Genomic DNA, 18,738 nt, shown 5'->3' with positions numbered 1-18,738 from the left:
GACTACATCACCTCACTTACGCCATTGTATTCACGAAGCATAGGGCGACAGAACCAAAATGCAGAAGTTTGTTGTAAGAGTTTGTGTTTATAGTTTTGATGCTTGCCAGGATAGTTTTGCGTTTTGCCATTATAGTTCGTGGTTGCCATGACAGTTCCACGTACACCCATTACAGTTCCGTCTTTCTCCATTACAGTCTCACTATTTACCATGACAACTCCCCTATTTAACCATAAAAAAACAACCTCACCCGAGGATGAAGTTGCCTAGTTTATTTCACTTATCCAAACGCCACATCCAGAATCATCATGACGGTAAATCCAATCATTAAGCACATGGAAGCCAGGTCTTTATTGCCATTTTCCTGAGAACCTGGAATAACCTCTTCTACGACTACGAAAATCATCGCGCCAGCCGCAAAACTAAGTGCAAATGGCAAAATGGGTGCCATCAATGTAGCAGCAAGAACCCCAATAACGGCGGCAATTGGTTCAACGGCCCCCGAAGATTGACCGTACATAAAGGCTCTCCTACGCGACATACCGTCTCTTCGTAACGGCATTGAAACTGCTGTGCCTTCCGGTAAGTTTTGGATCCCAATCCCGACCGCCAATGCAATCGCAGCTGCTAATGATGCCGACGGAAAACCTGCGGCCACAGCGCCAAATGCAACACCAATCGCTAAACCTTCTGGGATATTATGCAATGTAATCGCAAGTACCAAAAGTGTACTGCGACGCTTCTTTTCTGGATGTATGCCCTCCGCATCCTTCATAGAGGATGTCGGATGCACGTGAGGGATGATTTTATCGGCCCCCCACAAAAATAATCCACCTAGCAGAAAGCCAGAAGCCGCTGGAAACCAAGATGGAAAAGGTCCGGTCTCTGCCATTTCAATAGCAGGTGCTAGTAATGACCAAAAACTCGCAGCAATCATCACACCGCCAGCGAAGCCTAGCATACCATCCATCAGTTTTTGGTTGACCGTCTTTGTCGTAAATACTAGCGCAGCCCCAATCGCTGTCATTCCCCAGGTAAATAACGTCGCAATTAAAGCTTGATAAACGGCATCTAGCTCCAAAAAGTATTGTACCATCCTGTTCTTCCTCTCTATATCAATCACGTCTCGGCGTGATTGCGTTGGGATTTTGAATTGTGCACAGCACAATTATCTCCCCTCAAACTCCCTAACACCCGCCGGAGGCTTAACTGCATTCAGCAAATGTATTTGCTGAATGAAGTTAAAACTGAATCCTGTTATTCCTTAATATAATGTCATTGTATGCTACAAGTTTCCCTGACGCAACATTATTCTCTTTCAAAAACCATCTGATCACATATATTTTTAACGAATAGAGCATTCGAAGAAAAAAATTGGCTATCGCCGGAAAATTGAACTTCGGATTTGCCAAACTGTAATACCTTTTCGACGAACTGGACTACCTCAACGACAAACTCGGCTACCTCTTAGAAACTCAACTACACACTTACCAAACTGATCTACCTTTTCGACAAACTGGACTACCTAGGCAGAAAACTCAGCTACCTCCGGGAAATTGAACTACATATTTACCAAACAGGGCTACCTTTTCAACGAACTCGACTACCTCAACGACAAACTCGGCTACCTCTTAGTAACTCAACTACACACTTACCCAACTGATCTACCTTTTCGACAAACTGGACTACCTAGGCAGAAAACTCAGCTACCTCCGGGAAATTGAACTACATATTTACCAAACTGGGCTACCTTTTCAACGAACTCGACTACCTCAACGACATACTCAGCTACCTTTGAGAAACTCAACTACGCATTTGTCAAACTGAGCTTCGCATTTGTCAAACTGAGCTACCTTTTCGACAAACTGGACTACCTAGGCAGAAAACTCAGCTACCTCCGGGATATTGAACTACATATTTACCAAACAGGGCTACCTTTTCAACGAACTCGACTACCTCAACGACAAACTCAGCTACCTTTGAGAAACTCAACTACGCATTTGTCAAACTGAGCTACGCATTTGTCAAACTGAGCTACCTTTTCGACAAACTGGACTACCTCAACAACAAACTCGACTACCTCTGGGAAACTCAACTACGCGTTTACCAAACCGGGCTACCTTTTCAACGAACTCGACTACCGAGCGGAAACTATTCTATAGAATGAAGGCCATGCAGAATTTCATCCGCATGGCCTTCTCTTATTCCTTTTACAATTTAACTTTCTGCAAACGCAAGGCATTCAAGACAACTGAAACCGAACTAAATGCCATCGCCGCCCCTGCAACCCACGGAGCTAGTAAGCCAATCGCAGCGATTGGAATACCGATTGTGTTATAGAAAAATGCGAAGAATAAGTTTTGCTTAATATTACGCATCGTTTTGCGACTCATAATAATCGCATCTGCCACGCTATTTAAGTCACCGCGCATCAGCGTAATATCTGCCGCCTCAATCGCAATATCCGTCCCTGTTCCGACTGCCATGCCGATATTCGCCATCGCGAGTGCTGGCGCGTCATTGATACCATCGCCGACCATTGCCACTTTCTTACCTTGGTCTTGTAGCTTTTTAATTTCATCACTTTTTTGTTCAGGTAATACTTCTGCAATAACATTCGATAACCCAACTTGGCGAGCAATCGCTTCTGCAGTGCGCTGATTATCACCTGTCAGCATGATCACTTCTAGACCCAATGCCTGCATTCGTGCAATCGCTTCTTTCGACGTTTCCTTCACTGTATCAGCGACTGCTACGACGCCTGCAAGTTGCTGATCCACAGCAATCAGCATCGCTGTTTTTCCTTCACTCTCCAGCTTTTCCATTGCAGCATTCGAATCTAAAATCGCAATGTTGCGCTCATTCATCAATTTTCTTGTACCGACTAATACTTCTTTACCACTAACGACAGCTCGAATACCATAGCCCGGTAACGCTTCAAAATCAGTCACTTCCAGCAATGGCAAGCCTTTTTCTTTCACACCTAGGACAATTGCTTGTGCCAGAGGATGCTCAGATTGATTTTCAGCTGTTGCCACTAATTGCAACACTTCATTCTCCGTAAAGCCTTCTGTCACCGTAATATCCGTCAAAGCTGGTTGACCTTTTGTTACTGTTCCTGTTTTATCTAACACAACAGTGTCAATTGAGCGTGTGTTTTCCAAGTGTTCGCCGCCTTTAAACAACAGCCCCATTTCAGCCGCTCTACCTGACCCTGCCATAATCGAAGTCGGCGTCGCCAAACCTAGCGCACATGGACAAGCAATAACCAATATCGAAATCGTTGGAATCAAAGCCGAACGGAAATCGCCTGGTGTCACCATAAAGAACCAGATGAAGAACGTTGCCACTGCAATCACAACAACCACTGGTACAAAAACACCCGAAATTCTATCTGCTAAACGCTGGATGTCCGCTTTCGATCCTTGCGCTTCCTCAACCACTTTAACAATTTGGGCTAGTGCTGTATCTTTCCCCACTTTTGTTGCCTTGATTTGCAATGAACCATTCTTATTGATCGTTGCACCAATAACAACATCGCCAACTACTTTATCAACGGGAAGACTTTCCCCCGTAATCATTGATTCATCGATAGCCGAACGTCCTTCAATAATTTCGCCATCCACAGGAATCTTTTCGCCAGGCTTCACAAGAATCGTATCACCTGCGATAACTTCCTCAATCGGCAATTCAATTTCCACGCCATCACGTAACACTATTGCTGTTTTCGCTTGTAAGCCCAACAACTTTTGAATCGCTTGACTCGTTTTTCCTTTGGCACGCACTTCAAATAATTTACCAAGGACAATTAGTGTAATAATAACAGCGGATGCTTCAAAATATAGCTCCGGGCTACCAATTTTTCCACCATTCATCCATTCAATGGATAGGTACAAACTGTAGAAATACGCTGCGCTCGTACCGAGTGCAACCAAAACGTCCATATTAGCACTTTTATTACGTAGTGAATTAAATGCTCCTTTATAGAACTGCGCACCTACGATGAATTGAACCGGTGTCGCTAAAGCCAACTGCACCCACGGATTCATGAGGAAATGTGGTAAATAAATAAAGGATAAAAACTCAAAATGCGCCACCATCGTCCATAACAATGGAATCGTCAAAATTAATGAAAAGATGAACTTCTTCCGTTGCTTATCAATTTCCTGTTGTTTATGATCCATTTTACCCTTACTATCTTGCTTCGGCAGCAATTCATAGCCCATCTTCTTAACGACTGTCATCATATCCGTTGTTGCGACTTGTTTACTGTCATATTCAACAGCTATCGTTTCAAGCGCAAAATTGACGCTAGCATTTGAAACGCCCTCCATTTTAGCAACGCGTTTTTCGATTTTTGTTGCACATGCTGCACAAGTCATACCAGCAATATCAAAATCGACTTTCTCTTGTACAACACTATAACCGAGCTTTTCCACTCTAGCTTTAAAGTCGTTGACATTCGTCTTCTTCGGATCGTAAACAATCGTCGAGCGCTCCAATGCATAGTTGACATTGGCTTTTTCAACGCCTTCTATTTTAGATAAACCTTTCTCAATGCGATTCGCACAGGCTGCACACGTCATACCATTAATTTGTAATGTTTTTTCTGCTGTTGCCATAATGTCTCTCCTCCGATACTTGGTGGGGGTATATTATTTTCAAAAAGAAGAACTATACCTACTGTGAGGTATAATCTCCTCCACCGCCTTATACCCCCACATGGTGTAAGCGGAAATTAAGTTCACTTTTAAACGAGGTCGTAACCTTGGTCTTCAATTGTTTCTTTGATTTGAGCCAATGTTGCTGCACCGTCAAATTCCACAGCCACTTCTTTGCTGCTAAGATCCACTTTAACTGCTGAAACACCTGTCAATTCACCAACACTTGTTTCAATTGAATTGACACAATGATTACATGACATGCCTTCTACTTTTAAAATTTCTTTCATAATTAAAAACCTCCTGTTTTGTTGTTAATTACAACTTACTATACCCCTTACAGGTATGTCAAGTACTAAAGTTTTTTACTTCGTCATTGTTTTCATAACGTCCATTAATTCTTTAATCGCCGCTTCACCATCCTGCCCTTTAATAGCCTTGACGACACAATGATGCGTATGATCCTCTAGCAACGCCAATGAAACCTTGTTCATCGCTGATTGAATCGCACTTATCTGATGCAAAATATCGACACAATAACGATCATTCTCCACCATTTGATGAACACCTCGTACTTGTCCTTCAACACGCTTTAAACGATTGAGTAGCTGTTGCTTATTTGGTTGAACTGTTTTTTTCGTTGTTTCCTCCACCATTATCACTCCTTATAAACGAGCTCCATATACCCCGTACCCCTATAATAACATTTTATTCGAAGTGGGTCAACGAGTTCGCTTTTTATTAACTGAAACTTTAACTATCTTCCTCAAGTCAATTCCTTATTTCTCTATTGTTCCATCTCATTATGACCGCTATGCCGCTTGTTATGCCCGCCATAACTACATTTATGACCGGCACGCATCGCTTTATGACCGTCATGGAAGACATTATGACCGCCACCAGCTTTTTATACTCGCACAGGGTATAATTCATTCAAAAAAACAAATCTTAGCGCATATAGTTGGTTTACAACGACTTCAGCAAGAAAGGCGGCCAGACATTTGAGTGCCATGATACTCGGTGGATTTCTATTTATAAGCGTTAGTGTAGGAGGTATTTTTGCTTGGATTGTCTCCAAACTCTTTCAACAAACAACGCAAGGTTTGTCACTTTTATGCGGAGGATTTTTAGTTGGATTGCTGATCCTCGATATCATACCAACCGCTTTGCAAATGTACCAATCGTTCGGCATCGTACATGGCGCTCTCATTGGTTATCTCTTATTTCAAGTACTCCACCAGCTATCTCACCCGACAACGGTTCAAACACCATCCATCTACCTACTAACCATTGCACTTTTACTTCACACCATTCCACTCAGCGTGACCATCGGCAACGCACTTGGCGATTCCACTTTCGGCATCACCATTACCGCTTCAACCATTCTCCATCATCTTCCAGAAGGATTTGCATTAACAACGGCACTCCTCTCGCAAGGCAAACAATTATGGTGCTTGCTGCTTGTGTTTATCAGTTTATCGCTGTGCTTCAGCCTATTTATTTGGCTAGGGCATTATATAAATCTAACAAATCACGCACAAGCAATTTTACTTGGTATTTCCATTAGCTTGCTCGCAACGACTAGTCTATCTGAATTCATCCTACAGCATCGTCGAGCTTTGCCTATAGATTCATTTTTAATATATATCCTTATGGGGTATCTGTTGAGTACGTTATTTCATTTTTTATTGTAATAAAAAATACAGTTATTCATAGGTGAAAATCCATGAATAACTGTATCAACTACATCGTTAGCCTTTCACCTCATACAAATGCTTCACCAATTCACGGTTTTTTTCTTTAAAAACATCATTATGCGAGGACACCATGCCATGTCCATACGCATCCGGTGTAATATATTGCTTGGCTTTATTGACAGCATTGGCCGCGTCCTGAAATGCCCCTGCGATTAAATGAAGCTTGCCTTCATGTTTCAAAATATCACCTGCCGCATAAAGCCCTGGGACGGATGTTTCACTCATTGGGCTCCCCGCTATGCTATACTCGTCTACCATTTCTATATTCAGCCCGCTGTTTTCGGTCAACTCTTTATCCTGATCATAGCCATGATTGATGATGACTTCATCCACAGCTAATTGAAACTTCTGACCATCCTCCGTACTGACTAGTTCGACTTTTTCAATCGTTTCATGATTATCTGCCGCAATCAGCCTTTCAATAGAGGTGTTCAATAAGCAATCCACTGAACTTCTGAATAAGCGGGATACTTCCGCTTCATGCCCTTTCAACATATCTTTGCGATACGTCAAATAGACTTTTTTGGCAATCGGCTCTAATTCATTTGCCCAGTCAATTGCCGTATTACCGCCTCCGGAAATTAATACCGTCTTCCCTTTAAAGCGTGCCAGAGATTTTACCGTATAATGCAAATTGGATACTTCAAAACGCTCTGCACCTTCAATCTCCAATTTTGTCGGCTTCAAAATACCTCCGCCTACAGCTAAAATGACTGTTTTGGATAGATGGCGTTGCTCGGTAGAAGTACGTATCACAAAGTGTCCATCCTCATCTTTTTGAATCGATGTCACTTTTTCACCGACTACAAGCTCAGGCTTGAATGTCAGTCCTTGCTGAATCAATTGCTCAATCAACTTTTCAGCTGGAATAGGCGTCAGCCCACCTACATCCCAAATCATTTTCTCCGGATACACATTTACCTTTCCACCTAAGTAAGGCTGGAACTCAATAATCTTCGTTGTCATTTCTCGAAGTCCGCTATAAAATGCAGAATACAATCCTGCAGGGCCGCCACCAATAATCGTTACATCATATAGCTGTTCCGAAGTCATCCAAAAAACCCCTTTTTACTTTGTCTGATTTTCTTTAGTTCTTTCAATCAACATGTCTACAAATAAGTCAATTTGCTCATAGATTGCAATTGGGTCATATCGATAATACGTGTCGAAATCATTGTAAAACACTTGATTATTTTTCATCGCATCTAAGCCCTGCCAAATCGGTGAGTCCTTTAAAGTATTCAAAGCCTCTCCTCTGTTCTCAGGATCATAGGACGTCAAAAACATGTAATCAGCGGCATACTCAGGCAATACTTCCATAGACAGCTGAAGTGTTTGTTCTGCATTGTTATTTTTATGAGGCATGTTCAGTTCCAATGCATTATATAACGCCTGGCCACCACGTCCAGCATTGTCTCCAAAGATCCATAAATCCCCTTTATCCGTTAATTCATAAATACCAAATGTCGCGTCTTCAGCAATAACACCCGATAGCCTTTCCTTACCCTCTTTTGCTTTCTGGTCAAATTTACTGATGAATTGCGCTGCTTCTTCGTGATTACCCGTAATATCTTCAAATAATTTCACTGTTTCTTGAATATTGGATGCTGTTCCATATGGAATATGAATCGTTGGCGCTATTTCTGAAAGTTGCTCATAATTTTCATCATACATCACGACAATTAAATCAGGTTTAAGCTCCAATACTTTTTCAACATTGACCGGCTGACCAATTTCAACCGCATCTTTTAATAAATCCTTAATAAATGGATTATCAAATGCTGTCGGTTCAACCCCTATAACATTTGCGCCAACGGATAATAATTCACCTGCATAAAAGTCCGTTACGATTCTCAACGGCTTCGAAGGGATTTCAACGACTCCTTTCCCCGTCTCATATGCTCGTGTTTCTTCAATTTGCTGCACTGTCTCTTTCTCTGTAGATGCAGGTTTATTGCAAGCGATTAGCACTGATGCAAGTATCGCAAGTATGGCCGTCATCATCATAAATTTAGTTTTTTTCATAATTCGTTATCTCCTTTATCATGCCGACAGAATCCCAAGCTATTTACCAACTATTTTGCTAGTCTTTTTTAATAAATAGAGTAAATAGGGTGCCCCTACGAGCGAAACCAATAATCCCGCAGGCACATCCTTTGGCGCTAATAAAAAGCGACCTAGAAAATCGGCAACTGTCAATAGGATGCCACCAAGTAAAATCGTAATCGGAAACATATATTGATGCTTCACACCAACCATCCTTCTTGCAGCATGCGGCGCTAGCAGTCCAATAAACCCGATTGTTCCAACAATGGCCACACTCACTGCAGATAGTGCAACACCTAAAATAATCATATACAGGCGCACTTTCTGCGTTTTCAATCCAATGCCTGTTGCCAGCTCATCCCCAAACAACAACACATCAAACGTTCTTGAGAAGTAATAAATAATCGGGAAAAATAACACGACAGCTAACGCGGCAAGCGACACATGCTCCCAGGAGCTCCCATACGTACTACCTGACAGCCATGTTAAAGCTTGCGTTACATTTAACTTCGATTTCACCACAATGATTTGAATAACAGCCGAACCTATTGCGGAGATCGATATCCCCATCAGCACAAGCATCATCGGTTGAAAGCCACTGCGGAAACTGAATACTAATATAACGATCATCGCTAACATCGCACCGATAAATGCACCGACAGGGATGAAATAAAAGGGCATTCCCGGAAATAGTAATAAGAAAAGCATCGCTACCATACCAGCACCTGACGTAACCCCTAACACAGAGGCATCCGCTAAAGGATTACGCAATACTGATTGTAAAATCATGCCTCCTGCCGCCATGAGCATCCCTACCAAAATGCTAACGAGTATACGGGGAACACGGAAATCCCATACATAGATGTTATGCGCTAATTCCTGGACAACCTCATTCACTGGCGTAAAAGCTGTACCGCCAAATAACACACTGACAAATAGCACAAGCAATGCAACCACAGCTATGGAAGCATTAATCAACCATTTACGTGAGAAAAAGTCGTGCCCATTCAACGTAGAGGCCTGCTCTTTTTTCCCTTTACTCATCTTGATTGCTAAATAGATAAGCACAGGACCGCCAATGATCGCAGTCATTGCACCGACTGGTAATTCCTGCGTTTGCGTAATGAAACGAACGAGCACATCCGCACCGACTAATAGCGTAGCTCCAATGGCAATATTACCCAGAATCATTGAATAATGAAGTCTAAATCCTATTAAACGCACAATATGTGGCGCGATAATCCCGACGAAGCCGATGGGACCAACGACAGCTACAGTAATGGAAGCTAAGAAAATAGCAATCAGCCAGCCAAGTACTTTAATGCCGCCCACTTTCTGTCCAAGTCCAATGGCTGTCTCGTCACCAAGCAATAAGACATCCAATTTCCGGCTTAGCAACAACGCGACAATAAGCGTCACCGTAAACCATGGCCATGCAAATTGAACCCCTAACCAATCCAATTGGATTAACGAGCCCGATCCCCATAGGAATAAACCTGTTACTTCATTGGCGAAAAATAACTGTAAGGCTCCCGTAAATGATGAAAACAGCATACTGACAATCATACCTGTCAATGCCACGCGAACCGGATCTAGTCCTCTCCCAACAAGCCCCCAGACAAGTGACGCGGCGGCAAGTCCACCCCCAAAAGCAATGAGTAAAGGAAATTCTCCGCTCATTTTCGGAAAAAATATCGCCCACGCTACTACAAAAAAGTAAGCTCCTGCATGAATCCCCAACGTACTTGCACTCGCCAAAGGATTTTTAGTAATCGACTGCATGAGCATCCCCGCAACAGCCAGAGCTGCTCCGGCTATGCAACCAATGACCAGACGCGGTAAACGCGTATATAAGAAAAAATTCATTTGCTGTGGATCATGTCGAAGCTGTTGCCAAAAGGCAAAATACCCTTGTGACGACTGTCCTTGGCTGACATGAATCGATGCCAGTAAACCGAACAAAATGATGCATCCTACTATGGCTAGACTCGTTTTTACTTTACGATTTTGCATATCATTCTTTAATAGCCGCAAGCAAATTATCTACTAGATTGTCAGCAGACAGTACTCCGCCAAATGTCCAAGTGTCACCGCCAATATCATAGAGTTGATTTTCCTTCACAAACGTTAAATCATTCCACACTTTATTATTTTTCATATTGTCAAAAAGGGGATCATCCTCTTGTACAGCATGAATGAGAATTGCCTCTTGATAGTTCGACACCCCTTCAATATTCGCGTCAATAAAGCCCCAATCTGCCTCTAGGTTGTCAGTAATCGTGTTTTCCAAGCCAACTGCTTCCAACACATGACTCACCATCGAATTCTTCGTAAACAAACGGAATGTTGGTGCCTGGTTCACCGTATAAGCTTGCGTAAAGAGAAATTCTTTCGTCGATAAATTCAAGCTCTCAATTTCCTGCTTCGCTTTTGCATACTTCTCTTCCAATTGCTTAATCACTTCATCAGCTTGTTGCTCTTTTTGCAATAATGCTGCAGTCATTTTGAATGAATCCATAGCCGTTTGATACAAATCTTTCGTCGCTTCAGGCGATGTTGTATCATAGAAAATCGTCGGTGCAATTTTTTCTAAATCTTTTTGTATTTTCCCGTGGTTATTCGCCAACGTAATAATGACATCAGGATTCAATTTTGCGATTTCCTCCAAATTAGGCTCTTGTCGTGTACCGACATCGACAACGTCATCACTTAGCTCTTTATCAATTTTGACCCATTTCTTAAAGCCTTCAACATCGGCAACACCAACTGGCTGTACATCTAAAGCTAATACTTCCTCCGCATAATTCCATTCCAATACAACAACACGTTCAGGTACTTTATCGAATGTCGCCGTTCCTAACGCATGAGTGATTTCAATCTTGGCACTCGCATTGCTATCCTTCACTTCTTGTTCAACTTCCCCTTTTTCTGCACATGCAGTTAAAACAAACACCATCGCAATGACTAGCACTAACAACTTCTTCATAATTACATCCTCCTCGATAATGATATTCATTCTCAATAATCAACTAAAAAAATAATTCCCTACCATTTTTTATTTAGTCATGGACTCCACTACACCATCAATAATTTGTGTGTTAGCAATGGCTCCGGCATATAACCAACTTGTCTCAGCACCATATTCATATATATTGCCATTTTTTACTGCAGGAATGTTTTTCCATAAAGGATCTTGTAGCATTTCAGCACCATTTCCTTTGTCGCTGTTAATTAAAAATAGATGATCAGCATCAAGTTCAGCTAATCGCTCTAAGGAAATTGCTGACCAATTGGCTGTTGCTGTACTTGAAATTTCTTTGACGACATTTGGCGTTGTTAAACCAAGGTCACCATATAACACCGCACCACTTGATACATGTTCACCGACAATATAAAAGCTATTGTTGACAAGCCAAATTGCAGCGGCAGACTCAGTTCCGACAGCATCTTGGATTATTTGCTTCGCCTCAGACGCTTTTTTATCATAATCTGCTAATACTTGTTTCGCCTGATCTGCTTTCCCTAAAATCTCACCGACACTTACTAACTTGTCACGCCAATCACTATTATTTTCTACTTCAACAACATAAGTAGGCGCAATTTTAGCATATTGTTCGTATTTCGATCCTTCAACAGCCTGTGCAGACTCCATAAGTAGTAAATCTGGTGTAAAACTTGTCACAACTTCAAATGGTAAGTCATGTGGAATGGTAGGGACGTCTTTCAAATACGCTTGCAAATAATCTTGAACTCCTGCACCATCATTAATTGACCACTGTGCAGCAGGTGTAATACCAAGTGCCACTAAATTATCTTCCAAATAAGAAGCAATAATACGTTGTGGATTAGCAGGAATCGTCACCTCATGTCCCATTGCATCCGTTAATGTTCGCTCTGTTGAAGTTTCCCCACTTTCTGGTTCAGCTTGTTCGACTTCTTTCTCCGTAGCTCCATTATTTTTATCACTACAGCCAACTAACAGTAGTACAAGCGCTAGAAAACTAGCCATCATTACAGCAATTTTTTTATTCATAAACATCATGTCACTCTCCAATTTCTTTTTTTAATAGTAAACACAAATCCTCATCATTCTTTCAAACGTGACAATAAATAGAGAAAGTACGGTGATCCAATGACTGCCACAACAATACCGGCCGGAATCTCAGATGGTTGCAAAATCCAGCGACCCATTGTATCTGCAATCAGCACTAACAGCCCTCCTGTCAAAGCTGCAGTCGGTAATAAAAACTGGTGTCTCGCGCCAACTAATTGACGCGCTAAATGAGGACCAATCAGTCCAACAAATCCAATCCCTCCACTGACAGACACACTAGCTCCAGCGAGTCCTACAGCTGCCGCCAGTAATACACGCCGTTCCTTTTCAATCGATGCCCCTAAACCCGTAGCTGTTAAATCACCTAAATTCAGCACATTTAAGACGCGTGCCTTCGAAAAAACAAACGGCATTAAAACTACGATCCACGGCAATAAAGCTAAGACAAATTTCCAATTCGATCCCCAAATACTTCCCGCTAGCCAAGTCGCAACAAATTGATAATTTTCTGGACTTAGTCGTAGCGTTAGCACAATCATTGCCGCACTAATGCCTGCGGCAACCGCCACACCTGTCAGCAACAATCGCATAGGAGATATTCCTTCATGTCGTTTATAAGCTAACGAGTAAATAATGATGGCTGTTACGCCTGCACCCGTGAATGCCAGAATAGGTAGAAAAAAGACTGGTGTAGCTGTTGTTGATGGGAAAAATGATATAAATAGCATGACAGCTAGTCCCGCACCTGCATTAATCCCTAAAATGCCTGGATCAGCAAGAGCATTACGGGAAATTCCTTGTAGCACACAGCCTGATACCGCAAGCCCCATTCCTACCAGAATGGAAATAATGATGCGTGGCAAACGAAATTCAAATAAAATGAGGTGTTGCTTATCCGTCCCGAAACCAAACAATGTACGAATGACTTCCAACGGAGATAGTTTAATATAACCGGTATTCATACTAATAATGAAAACAAGAACAATTAACAAACTAAGAATACCGATAATCACTAGATTTTTAGTCTTTGCCCGATGCTGTCCGTTTGGTAGCGTCTGCTTTACCCTCATATTTCTTTTCCTCCTTTTCGTGCAAGATACAGGAAGAACGGAACACCAATTAAAGCAATCAATGCACCAATAGGCGTCTCAAACGGCGGATTAATCATTCTTGCTGCAAGGTCAGCTAATACAACTAACAGTCCACCTAGCACAATCGAACAAGGAATAATCCAGCGATAATCATGACCTACTAGAAAACGTGTCAGATGCGGAACTATTAATCCAACAAAGCCTACTGCACCTACAACGGAAACAGCAGCTCCAGCTAAAATCAAAACAAGTAGCATACCAATCAATTTAATCGACTTTGTGCGTTGACCAAGCCCAATTGCCACCTCTTCACCGAGGCTTAGTAGTGTAATAGAACGTGAGAGAATGACTGCACCAATCATGGCTCCAATAATCCATGGTGACATAATTTGCAGATGAATCCATTTCGTTCCGGATACGCCGCCTGCATACCAAAAAGCTAAATCCTGACCGATTCGAAAATATAAAGCGACTCCTTCGCTAAGCGCTCCCAACAATGCACTTACTGCTGCTCCAGCCAACACAAGGCGCATCGGAGTCAAACCACCTCTAGACATCGATCCAACGCCATAGACGATTCCAGCACCCAAACCCGCGCCTAAAAAGGAATACAGAATTAAGTACATATAAGGCAAACCAGGTAAAAAAGCGAAGCAAATCGCCAGCATAAATGCCGCCCCTGCATTCAACCCTAATAGTCCAGAATCTGCTAGTGGATTTCGCGTCAATCCTTGCATCAACGCTCCTGCAACAGCAAAACATGCACCGACCATTGCCGCTCCCAACACACGCGGCAGACGTATTTCTCGAATAATTTGATGTGGGGTTAAATCTGGATTAAACTGAAACACCGCTGTCCATACGGTAGCCAATTGAATGTCCGCAGCTCCAAACGAAATGGACAGGGCGATTGCCAACAGCAACGCGAACATCCCTCCAAATAACACAACAACTGCTATGACAGGACGAGAATGTTTTTTTCGATTTGTTAACTCTTCTAGTTCGGTAGATACTTCTGCTGGAGTAGACATTTCTTTCCTCCCTTACCCCTTCTCTCCCCAGACAAAGATTACCGCTGACATAATTGATACGAAAAACAAATCGGATTAGCACTAAATGGACAAGTCGCTATGCTTGCCTCTATATTAAATACCGACTGTAGATTTGAACAAGTCATCACTTTTTCTGGCGTTCCCTCTGTGATCAATGCTCCATCTTTCATCGCAATCATATAATGCGAAAATCGGGATGCATGATTCAAATCATGTAACACCATCACAATCGTACGTCCCTCTTCTTCATTCAAGCGCTTGAGCAGAAGTAAAATATCTAATTGATGTGCTAAATCTAAATAAGTAGTTGGCTCATCGAGTATAAGAATTTTTGTATCCTGAGCAAGTGCCATTGCAATCCATACGCGTTGCCGTTGACCACCAGACAAAGCTTCAATAGGACGGTTCTTGAACTCCTGTAAGCCAGTTACTTCAATAGCCCACTCTATATAGTTATAGTCTTCTTTTTTTAACGAGCCAAATCCATTTTGATGAGGAAAGCGACCGTATGAAACGAGTTCAAACACCGTTAATCCACTTGGTGCCTCAGCTGTTTGCGGTAATATCGCCATCTGCCTCGCTACTTCCTTCGTCCCCAACTTATGAATTGCATGCCCATCCAAGTAGACGGCGCCACTTTTCGTTTTTAATATGCGAGATACAGCCTTTAAAAGCGTTGATTTGCCACAACCATTCGGACCAATGATTGTCGTAATTTTCCCCTCAGGGATTGACACACTTAAATCATCAATAATTAAGGTATTCGAATAACCAATTGCCACTTGATCTACTGTAAAAGCTGCCATTCTCGACTTCCTTTCTATGTAATTATTCCTTGATGATAATGATAATAATCTGAGTGATAACGATTATCAGTCTCATCTGCTATGTTAGATACTTTTTGGAAAATTGTCAACAGAAAACTGAATAAGTATATGTGATTGTTATGTGACTGATCATTGATTTGAAAATAAAATAAGGTGTCTGCTGCTAAAACTGAATTGTTTTAGCAGCAGACACCTTATTTACTTATTCCCCTGTTTCAGCAAATTGCGTAATTCTCACACCAATTTCATCACGGACACGCTGGAAAAATGCCCATTTTTCTTCATCTGTTCCTACTGCTTTTGCTGGATCATCGAATCCCCAATGAGCACGTTTGACATGAGGCGGTGTCATCGGGCACTTATCAGCCGCATCACCACAAAGCGTAACAACAAAATCTGCATTGTTTAAAATTTGTGTATCAATTATATCCGACGTTTGGGTCGTAATATCAATACCAGCCTCATCCATCGCCTTCACCGCACTCGGGTTAACGCCATGTGCTTCAATGCCTGCACTTAGTACTTGCCATTCATCACCAAGAATTTTTTTGCCCCAGCCTTCAGCCATCTGACTCCGACAAGAATTACCCGTACATAAGAAATACAACGTCTTTTTTGACATGATTAAATCCCCATTTCTATCATTAATTTAGATAATTAGTAACCATAAATACAATCCTATCAATGTCACTAACAGTGTAGGAATAGTTAAAATAAGCCCGATTTTAAAATAAGTGCCCCAAGCAATCTTGATGCCTTTTTGAGACAGGACATGTAGCCATAGCAAAGTAGCTAACGAACCTATCGGCGTAATCTTTGGACCTAAATCTGAGCCAATCACGTTGGCATAAATCAATGCCTCACGAATCGTCCCTGACGTACTCGTTTCCGCAATCGCCAAGGCGTCAATCATAACCGTCGGCATATTATTCATAATGGATGATAAAAACGCAGCTATAAAGCCCATCGAAATCGTTGCGACAAATAGTCCTTGGTCCGCTGCCAACTGTATAACATCTGCTAATACACTCGTCAGACCCGCATTACGTAATCCATAGACGACAACATACATCCCAATTGAGAAAAACACGATGGCCCAAGGAGCTCCTTTTAGCACTTGCTTCGTCTCAACCGCAGGACTTCTTTGCGCCATAGCTAAGAAAAATATGGCCACAACACCTGCAATTACTGAAACAGGAATTCCTATCAGCCCGCTTGAGAAATAACCGACCAATAATACCCCTAAAACAACCCAGGACAAGCGAAACATCCGATGATCTTTTATCGCATCCTGTGGTTTTTTCACGTCTGCCACATCGTACTTGCCCGGAATACTTTTACGGAAAAATAAATACAACACCGCAATACTTGCCACTAACGCAAATAAGTTTGGTACAATCATGCGTGATGCATATTCAACAAAGCCAATGCCGAAAAAGTCAGCCGATACGATATTGACTAAGTTACTCACGACAAGTGGTAACGAAGTCGTATCCGCGATAAATCCACTCGCCATAATAAATGGAAAAATCATCTTTTCACTAAATTTTAAATTCCGTACCATCGCCAGCACAATTGGCGTCAATATCAACGCAGCCCCGTCATTCGCGAATAAAGCAGCCACGACCGCACCAAGAATGCTCACGTAAATGAACATACGGACACCCGAGCCTTTGGCAAAGCGTGCCATATGTAAAGCCGACCACTCAAAGAAACCAATCTCATCTAAAATTAAAGAAATAATAATAATAGCAACAAAAGCGAGCGTCGCATTCCAAACAATCCCCGTAACATCTATGACATCTTGAAAATTAACAACCCCCACTAGCAAAGCAACAATCGCCCCGCCACAAGCAGACCAGCCAATCGATAAATTCCGCGGCTGCCAAATAACTAAAATAAGTGTAACAATGAAAATCAATACAGCCATTATCACTAAAAACATCTTACGCCCTCCCCCTACTCACAACAAATACGCAATCCTTGCGTTTCCAAATCAGTGACCAATCCATCTTGTCCTGGCAGCTCTTCAAGGACATTCTGTATAAATGGATAATCTTCATGATCTTCATTAATCGAATAAAAAATCCATTTTCCTTTGCGCGTTTCTTTCACTAGCTCAATGTCTCGCAGTTTACGCAAATGCTGACTAATCGCCGGCTGACTCATATTGAACATCGCAGTAAACTCACACACGCAACAATCATGCGACTGCAGCAATTTCATCATTGTCAAACGAGTTTGATCTCCCAGTAATTTTAGTAATTGTGATGCTCTTTGCATATCTGTTTTCACAGTTTTATTCATCGACCATCCCTCCGTTTCTTGAATATCATATAATCATATGCTTATATGTGCAAGTGTATTAATTGTTTCTCTCATAAAAAAAGTTGGCATCCAATGAATGCCAACTTTTTTAGTAATGTCATTCAAATTAAGTCCACCCAAATTTTAATGGCTGTTGCCAAAATAAGCGTTGCTAAAATTGCTTGTAACATCTTTGTATTCATCGTTTTACCAATTTTCGCGCCAAGTGGAGCCGCAATAATACTGGTAATAATCATAATGAACGCTGGCCAGTAATCGACTTGTCCCGTCATGACCTTACCGATACTCCCCCCAATGGATGAAATAAACGTAACAGCCAGACTCGTTGCGATTGTCATACGGGTTGGAATTTTAAGGACAACAAGCATAATCGGTACAAGCAAAAAGCCACCTGCCGCCCCGACAATACCAGACCCAACGCCAACAATTAACGCTAAAATGGCAGCTAACGGCTTATTAAATGTCACTTCATGTAAGGGTTTATCATCCACTTGTTTTTTCGGAATAAACATCATAATCGCTGCAATTGTTGCCAGCACGCCATACACAATATTCACACCTTGTTCCGATAAAAAAGAAGAGCCAAAACTACCGATAAAGCTCCCCACTAAAATCGAACCACCCATATAAAGGATAAGTGATCTATTTAAATAGCCACCTTTACGGTAAGCCCAAACACCCGCAAGTGAAGCAAATAATACTTGAACTGCACTAATGCCTGATACTTCATGCGCTGAGAAAGCCGCTAATCCAAATAAGGGTGGGATATAGAGAAGCATTGGATATTTAATAATGGAGCCACCGACACCGAGCATACCCGATAGGAAAGAGCCGATAAATCCAATTAAGAATATGACAACTATAAATGTAAAATCCATATTTTTTTCCTTCTTCCTTATAAAAATGACGGGTTTCGAAAGTC

Annotated in this window: 18 protein-coding genes; 1 reads left to right on the top strand and 17 read right to left on the bottom strand. The window is 41.8% G+C overall.

Translation table 11 applies throughout. The features are described 5' to 3' along the window. Nucleotides 1-2 precede the first annotated feature (2 nt). The 5 genes from R2B77_RS08730 to R2B77_RS08710 form a co-directional block, all read right to left on the bottom strand. Nucleotides 3-212, bottom strand: a complete 210-nt coding sequence (locus R2B77_RS08730; protein WP_203248024.1) for a hypothetical protein — start codon at nucleotides 210-212, stop codon at nucleotides 3-5. 68 nt (nucleotides 213-280) lie between these two features. After that, nucleotides 281-1,096: a ZIP family metal transporter gene (locus tag R2B77_RS08725; protein WP_322555678.1), complete on the bottom strand. Its 816-nt coding sequence runs from the start codon at nucleotides 1,094-1,096 to the stop codon at nucleotides 281-283. Nucleotides 1,097-2,210: 1,114 nt separating this feature from the next. Continuing rightward, a complete protein-coding gene (locus R2B77_RS08720) occupies nucleotides 2,211-4,622 on the bottom strand; it encodes a heavy metal translocating P-type ATPase (protein WP_203248026.1) in 2,412 nt (803 codons plus the stop codon). A gap of 128 nt (nucleotides 4,623-4,750) precedes the next feature. Continuing rightward, nucleotides 4,751-4,951 (bottom strand): copper chaperone CopZ, encoded by a 201-nt coding sequence (gene copZ / locus R2B77_RS08715; RefSeq protein ID WP_203248027.1) that lies wholly within the window; start codon nucleotides 4,949-4,951, stop codon nucleotides 4,751-4,753. Nucleotides 4,952-5,026: 75 nt separating this feature from the next. Then, nucleotides 5,027-5,317 (bottom strand): metal-sensitive transcriptional regulator, encoded by a 291-nt coding sequence (locus R2B77_RS08710; RefSeq protein WP_203248028.1) that lies wholly within the window; start codon nucleotides 5,315-5,317, stop codon nucleotides 5,027-5,029. Between the two features lie 354 nt (nucleotides 5,318-5,671). Here R2B77_RS08710 and R2B77_RS08705 point away from each other — a divergent pair, with 354 nt between their 5' ends. Continuing rightward, nucleotides 5,672-6,355 carry a ZIP family metal transporter gene (locus tag R2B77_RS08705; protein WP_232843483.1) on the top strand — a complete coding sequence of 228 codons (684 nt, stop codon included), beginning with the start codon at nucleotides 5,672-5,674 and terminating at the stop codon, nucleotides 6,353-6,355. 57 nt (nucleotides 6,356-6,412) lie between these two features. On the opposite strand, the gene R2B77_RS08700 is transcribed toward R2B77_RS08705, so the two are convergent. From R2B77_RS08700 to R2B77_RS08645, 12 genes are all read right to left on the bottom strand, one after another. Continuing rightward, nucleotides 6,413-7,471 carry an NAD(P)/FAD-dependent oxidoreductase gene (locus tag R2B77_RS08700; protein ID WP_203248030.1) on the bottom strand — a complete coding sequence of 353 codons (1,059 nt, stop codon included), beginning with the start codon at nucleotides 7,469-7,471 and terminating at the stop codon, nucleotides 6,413-6,415. 15 nt (nucleotides 7,472-7,486) lie between these two features. Beyond that, on the bottom strand, nucleotides 7,487-8,446 hold the full coding sequence (locus tag R2B77_RS08695; protein WP_404830747.1) for an ABC transporter substrate-binding protein: 960 nt from the start codon (nucleotides 8,444-8,446) through the stop codon (nucleotides 7,487-7,489). A gap of 36 nt (nucleotides 8,447-8,482) precedes the next feature. Next, complete coding sequence (locus R2B77_RS08690; protein ID WP_203248032.1) at nucleotides 8,483-10,498, bottom strand: iron ABC transporter permease; 2,016 nt, start codon at nucleotides 10,496-10,498, stop codon at nucleotides 8,483-8,485. Continuing rightward, complete coding sequence (locus tag R2B77_RS08685) at nucleotides 10,479-11,450, bottom strand: ABC transporter substrate-binding protein (RefSeq protein ID WP_203248033.1); 972 nt, start codon at nucleotides 11,448-11,450, stop codon at nucleotides 10,479-10,481. Before R2B77_RS08685 ends, R2B77_RS08690 begins: the two co-directional genes overlap by 20 nt. Before the next feature lie 69 nt (nucleotides 11,451-11,519). After that, on the bottom strand, nucleotides 11,520-12,503 hold the full coding sequence (locus R2B77_RS08680; protein ID WP_203248034.1) for an iron-hydroxamate ABC transporter substrate-binding protein: 984 nt from the start codon (nucleotides 12,501-12,503) through the stop codon (nucleotides 11,520-11,522). Nucleotides 12,504-12,550: 47 nt separating this feature from the next. After that, the gene (locus tag R2B77_RS08675; RefSeq protein WP_203248035.1) at nucleotides 12,551-13,588 is read right to left on the bottom strand and encodes a FecCD family ABC transporter permease; all 1,038 of its coding nucleotides are present in this window, start codon (nucleotides 13,586-13,588) and stop codon (nucleotides 12,551-12,553) included. Beyond that, complete coding sequence (locus R2B77_RS08670; protein ID WP_203248036.1) at nucleotides 13,585-14,640, bottom strand: FecCD family ABC transporter permease; 1,056 nt, start codon at nucleotides 14,638-14,640, stop codon at nucleotides 13,585-13,587. The genes R2B77_RS08675 and R2B77_RS08670 overlap by 4 nt, the downstream gene beginning before the upstream one ends. Nucleotides 14,641-14,678: 38 nt before the next feature. Then, a complete protein-coding gene (locus R2B77_RS08665) occupies nucleotides 14,679-15,467 on the bottom strand; it encodes an ABC transporter ATP-binding protein (RefSeq protein WP_203248037.1) in 789 nt (262 codons plus the stop codon). Nucleotides 15,468-15,690: 223 nt separating this feature from the next. Then, nucleotides 15,691-16,110: an arsenate reductase (thioredoxin) gene (gene arsC / locus R2B77_RS08660; RefSeq protein ID WP_203248038.1), complete on the bottom strand. Its 420-nt coding sequence runs from the start codon at nucleotides 16,108-16,110 to the stop codon at nucleotides 15,691-15,693. 27 nt (nucleotides 16,111-16,137) lie between these two features. After that, complete coding sequence (locus R2B77_RS08655) at nucleotides 16,138-17,433, bottom strand: arsenic transporter (RefSeq protein ID WP_212391616.1); 1,296 nt, start codon at nucleotides 17,431-17,433, stop codon at nucleotides 16,138-16,140. Between the two features lie 14 nt (nucleotides 17,434-17,447). Then, on the bottom strand, nucleotides 17,448-17,795 hold the full coding sequence (locus R2B77_RS08650; RefSeq protein ID WP_203248039.1) for an ArsR/SmtB family transcription factor: 348 nt from the start codon (nucleotides 17,793-17,795) through the stop codon (nucleotides 17,448-17,450). Nucleotides 17,796-17,917: 122 nt separating this feature from the next. Further along, nucleotides 17,918-18,694 (bottom strand): sulfite exporter TauE/SafE family protein, encoded by a 777-nt coding sequence (locus R2B77_RS08645; protein WP_203248040.1) that lies wholly within the window; start codon nucleotides 18,692-18,694, stop codon nucleotides 17,918-17,920. Nucleotides 18,695-18,738 lie beyond the last annotated feature (44 nt).

This window comes from Sporosarcina beigongshangi, assembly GCF_033485195.1.
In the GTDB taxonomy this organism is placed as follows: Bacteria; Bacillota; Bacilli; order Bacillales_A; family Planococcaceae; genus Sporosarcina; species Sporosarcina beigongshangi.
The sequence above is the reverse complement of the archived record's forward strand: the minus strand, read 5'-3'. Positions and strand labels throughout refer to the sequence as shown.

Bases quoted from the DNA above. Each gene is read 5' to 3' on its own strand.
- R2B77_RS08730 (WP_203248024.1), bottom strand. From the start codon at position 212: ATGGTAAATAGTGAGACTGTAATGGAGAAAGACGGAACTGTAATGGGT.
- R2B77_RS08725 (WP_322555678.1), bottom strand. From the start codon at position 1,096: ATGGTACAATACTTTTTGGAGCTAGATGCCGTTTATCAAGCTTTAATT.
- R2B77_RS08720 (WP_203248026.1), bottom strand. From the start codon at position 4,622: ATGGCAACAGCAGAAAAAACATTACAAATTAATGGTATGACGTGTGCA.
- copZ (WP_203248027.1), bottom strand. From the start codon at position 4,951: ATGAAAGAAATTTTAAAAGTAGAAGGCATGTCATGTAATCATTGTGTC.
- R2B77_RS08710 (WP_203248028.1), bottom strand. From the start codon at position 5,317: ATGGTGGAGGAAACAACGAAAAAAACAGTTCAACCAAATAAGCAACAG.
- R2B77_RS08705 (WP_232843483.1), top strand. From the start codon at position 5,672: ATGATACTCGGTGGATTTCTATTTATAAGCGTTAGTGTAGGAGGTATT.
- R2B77_RS08700 (WP_203248030.1), bottom strand. From the start codon at position 7,471: ATGACTTCGGAACAGCTATATGATGTAACGATTATTGGTGGCGGCCCT.
- R2B77_RS08685 (WP_203248033.1), bottom strand. From the start codon at position 11,450: ATGAAGAAGTTGTTAGTGCTAGTCATTGCGATGGTGTTTGTTTTAACT.
- R2B77_RS08680 (WP_203248034.1), bottom strand. From the start codon at position 12,503: ATGTTTATGAATAAAAAAATTGCTGTAATGATGGCTAGTTTTCTAGCG.
- R2B77_RS08675 (WP_203248035.1), bottom strand. From the start codon at position 13,588: ATGAGGGTAAAGCAGACGCTACCAAACGGACAGCATCGGGCAAAGACT.
- R2B77_RS08670 (WP_203248036.1), bottom strand. From the start codon at position 14,640: ATGTCTACTCCAGCAGAAGTATCTACCGAACTAGAAGAGTTAACAAAT.
- R2B77_RS08665 (WP_203248037.1), bottom strand. From the start codon at position 15,467: ATGGCAGCTTTTACAGTAGATCAAGTGGCAATTGGTTATTCGAATACC.
- arsC (WP_203248038.1), bottom strand. From the start codon at position 16,110: ATGTCAAAAAAGACGTTGTATTTCTTATGTACGGGTAATTCTTGTCGG.
- R2B77_RS08655 (WP_212391616.1), bottom strand. From the start codon at position 17,433: ATGTTTTTAGTGATAATGGCTGTATTGATTTTCATTGTTACACTTATT.
- R2B77_RS08650 (WP_203248039.1), bottom strand. From the start codon at position 17,795: ATGAATAAAACTGTGAAAACAGATATGCAAAGAGCATCACAATTACTA.
- R2B77_RS08645 (WP_203248040.1), bottom strand. From the start codon at position 18,694: ATGGATTTTACATTTATAGTTGTCATATTCTTAATTGGATTTATCGGC.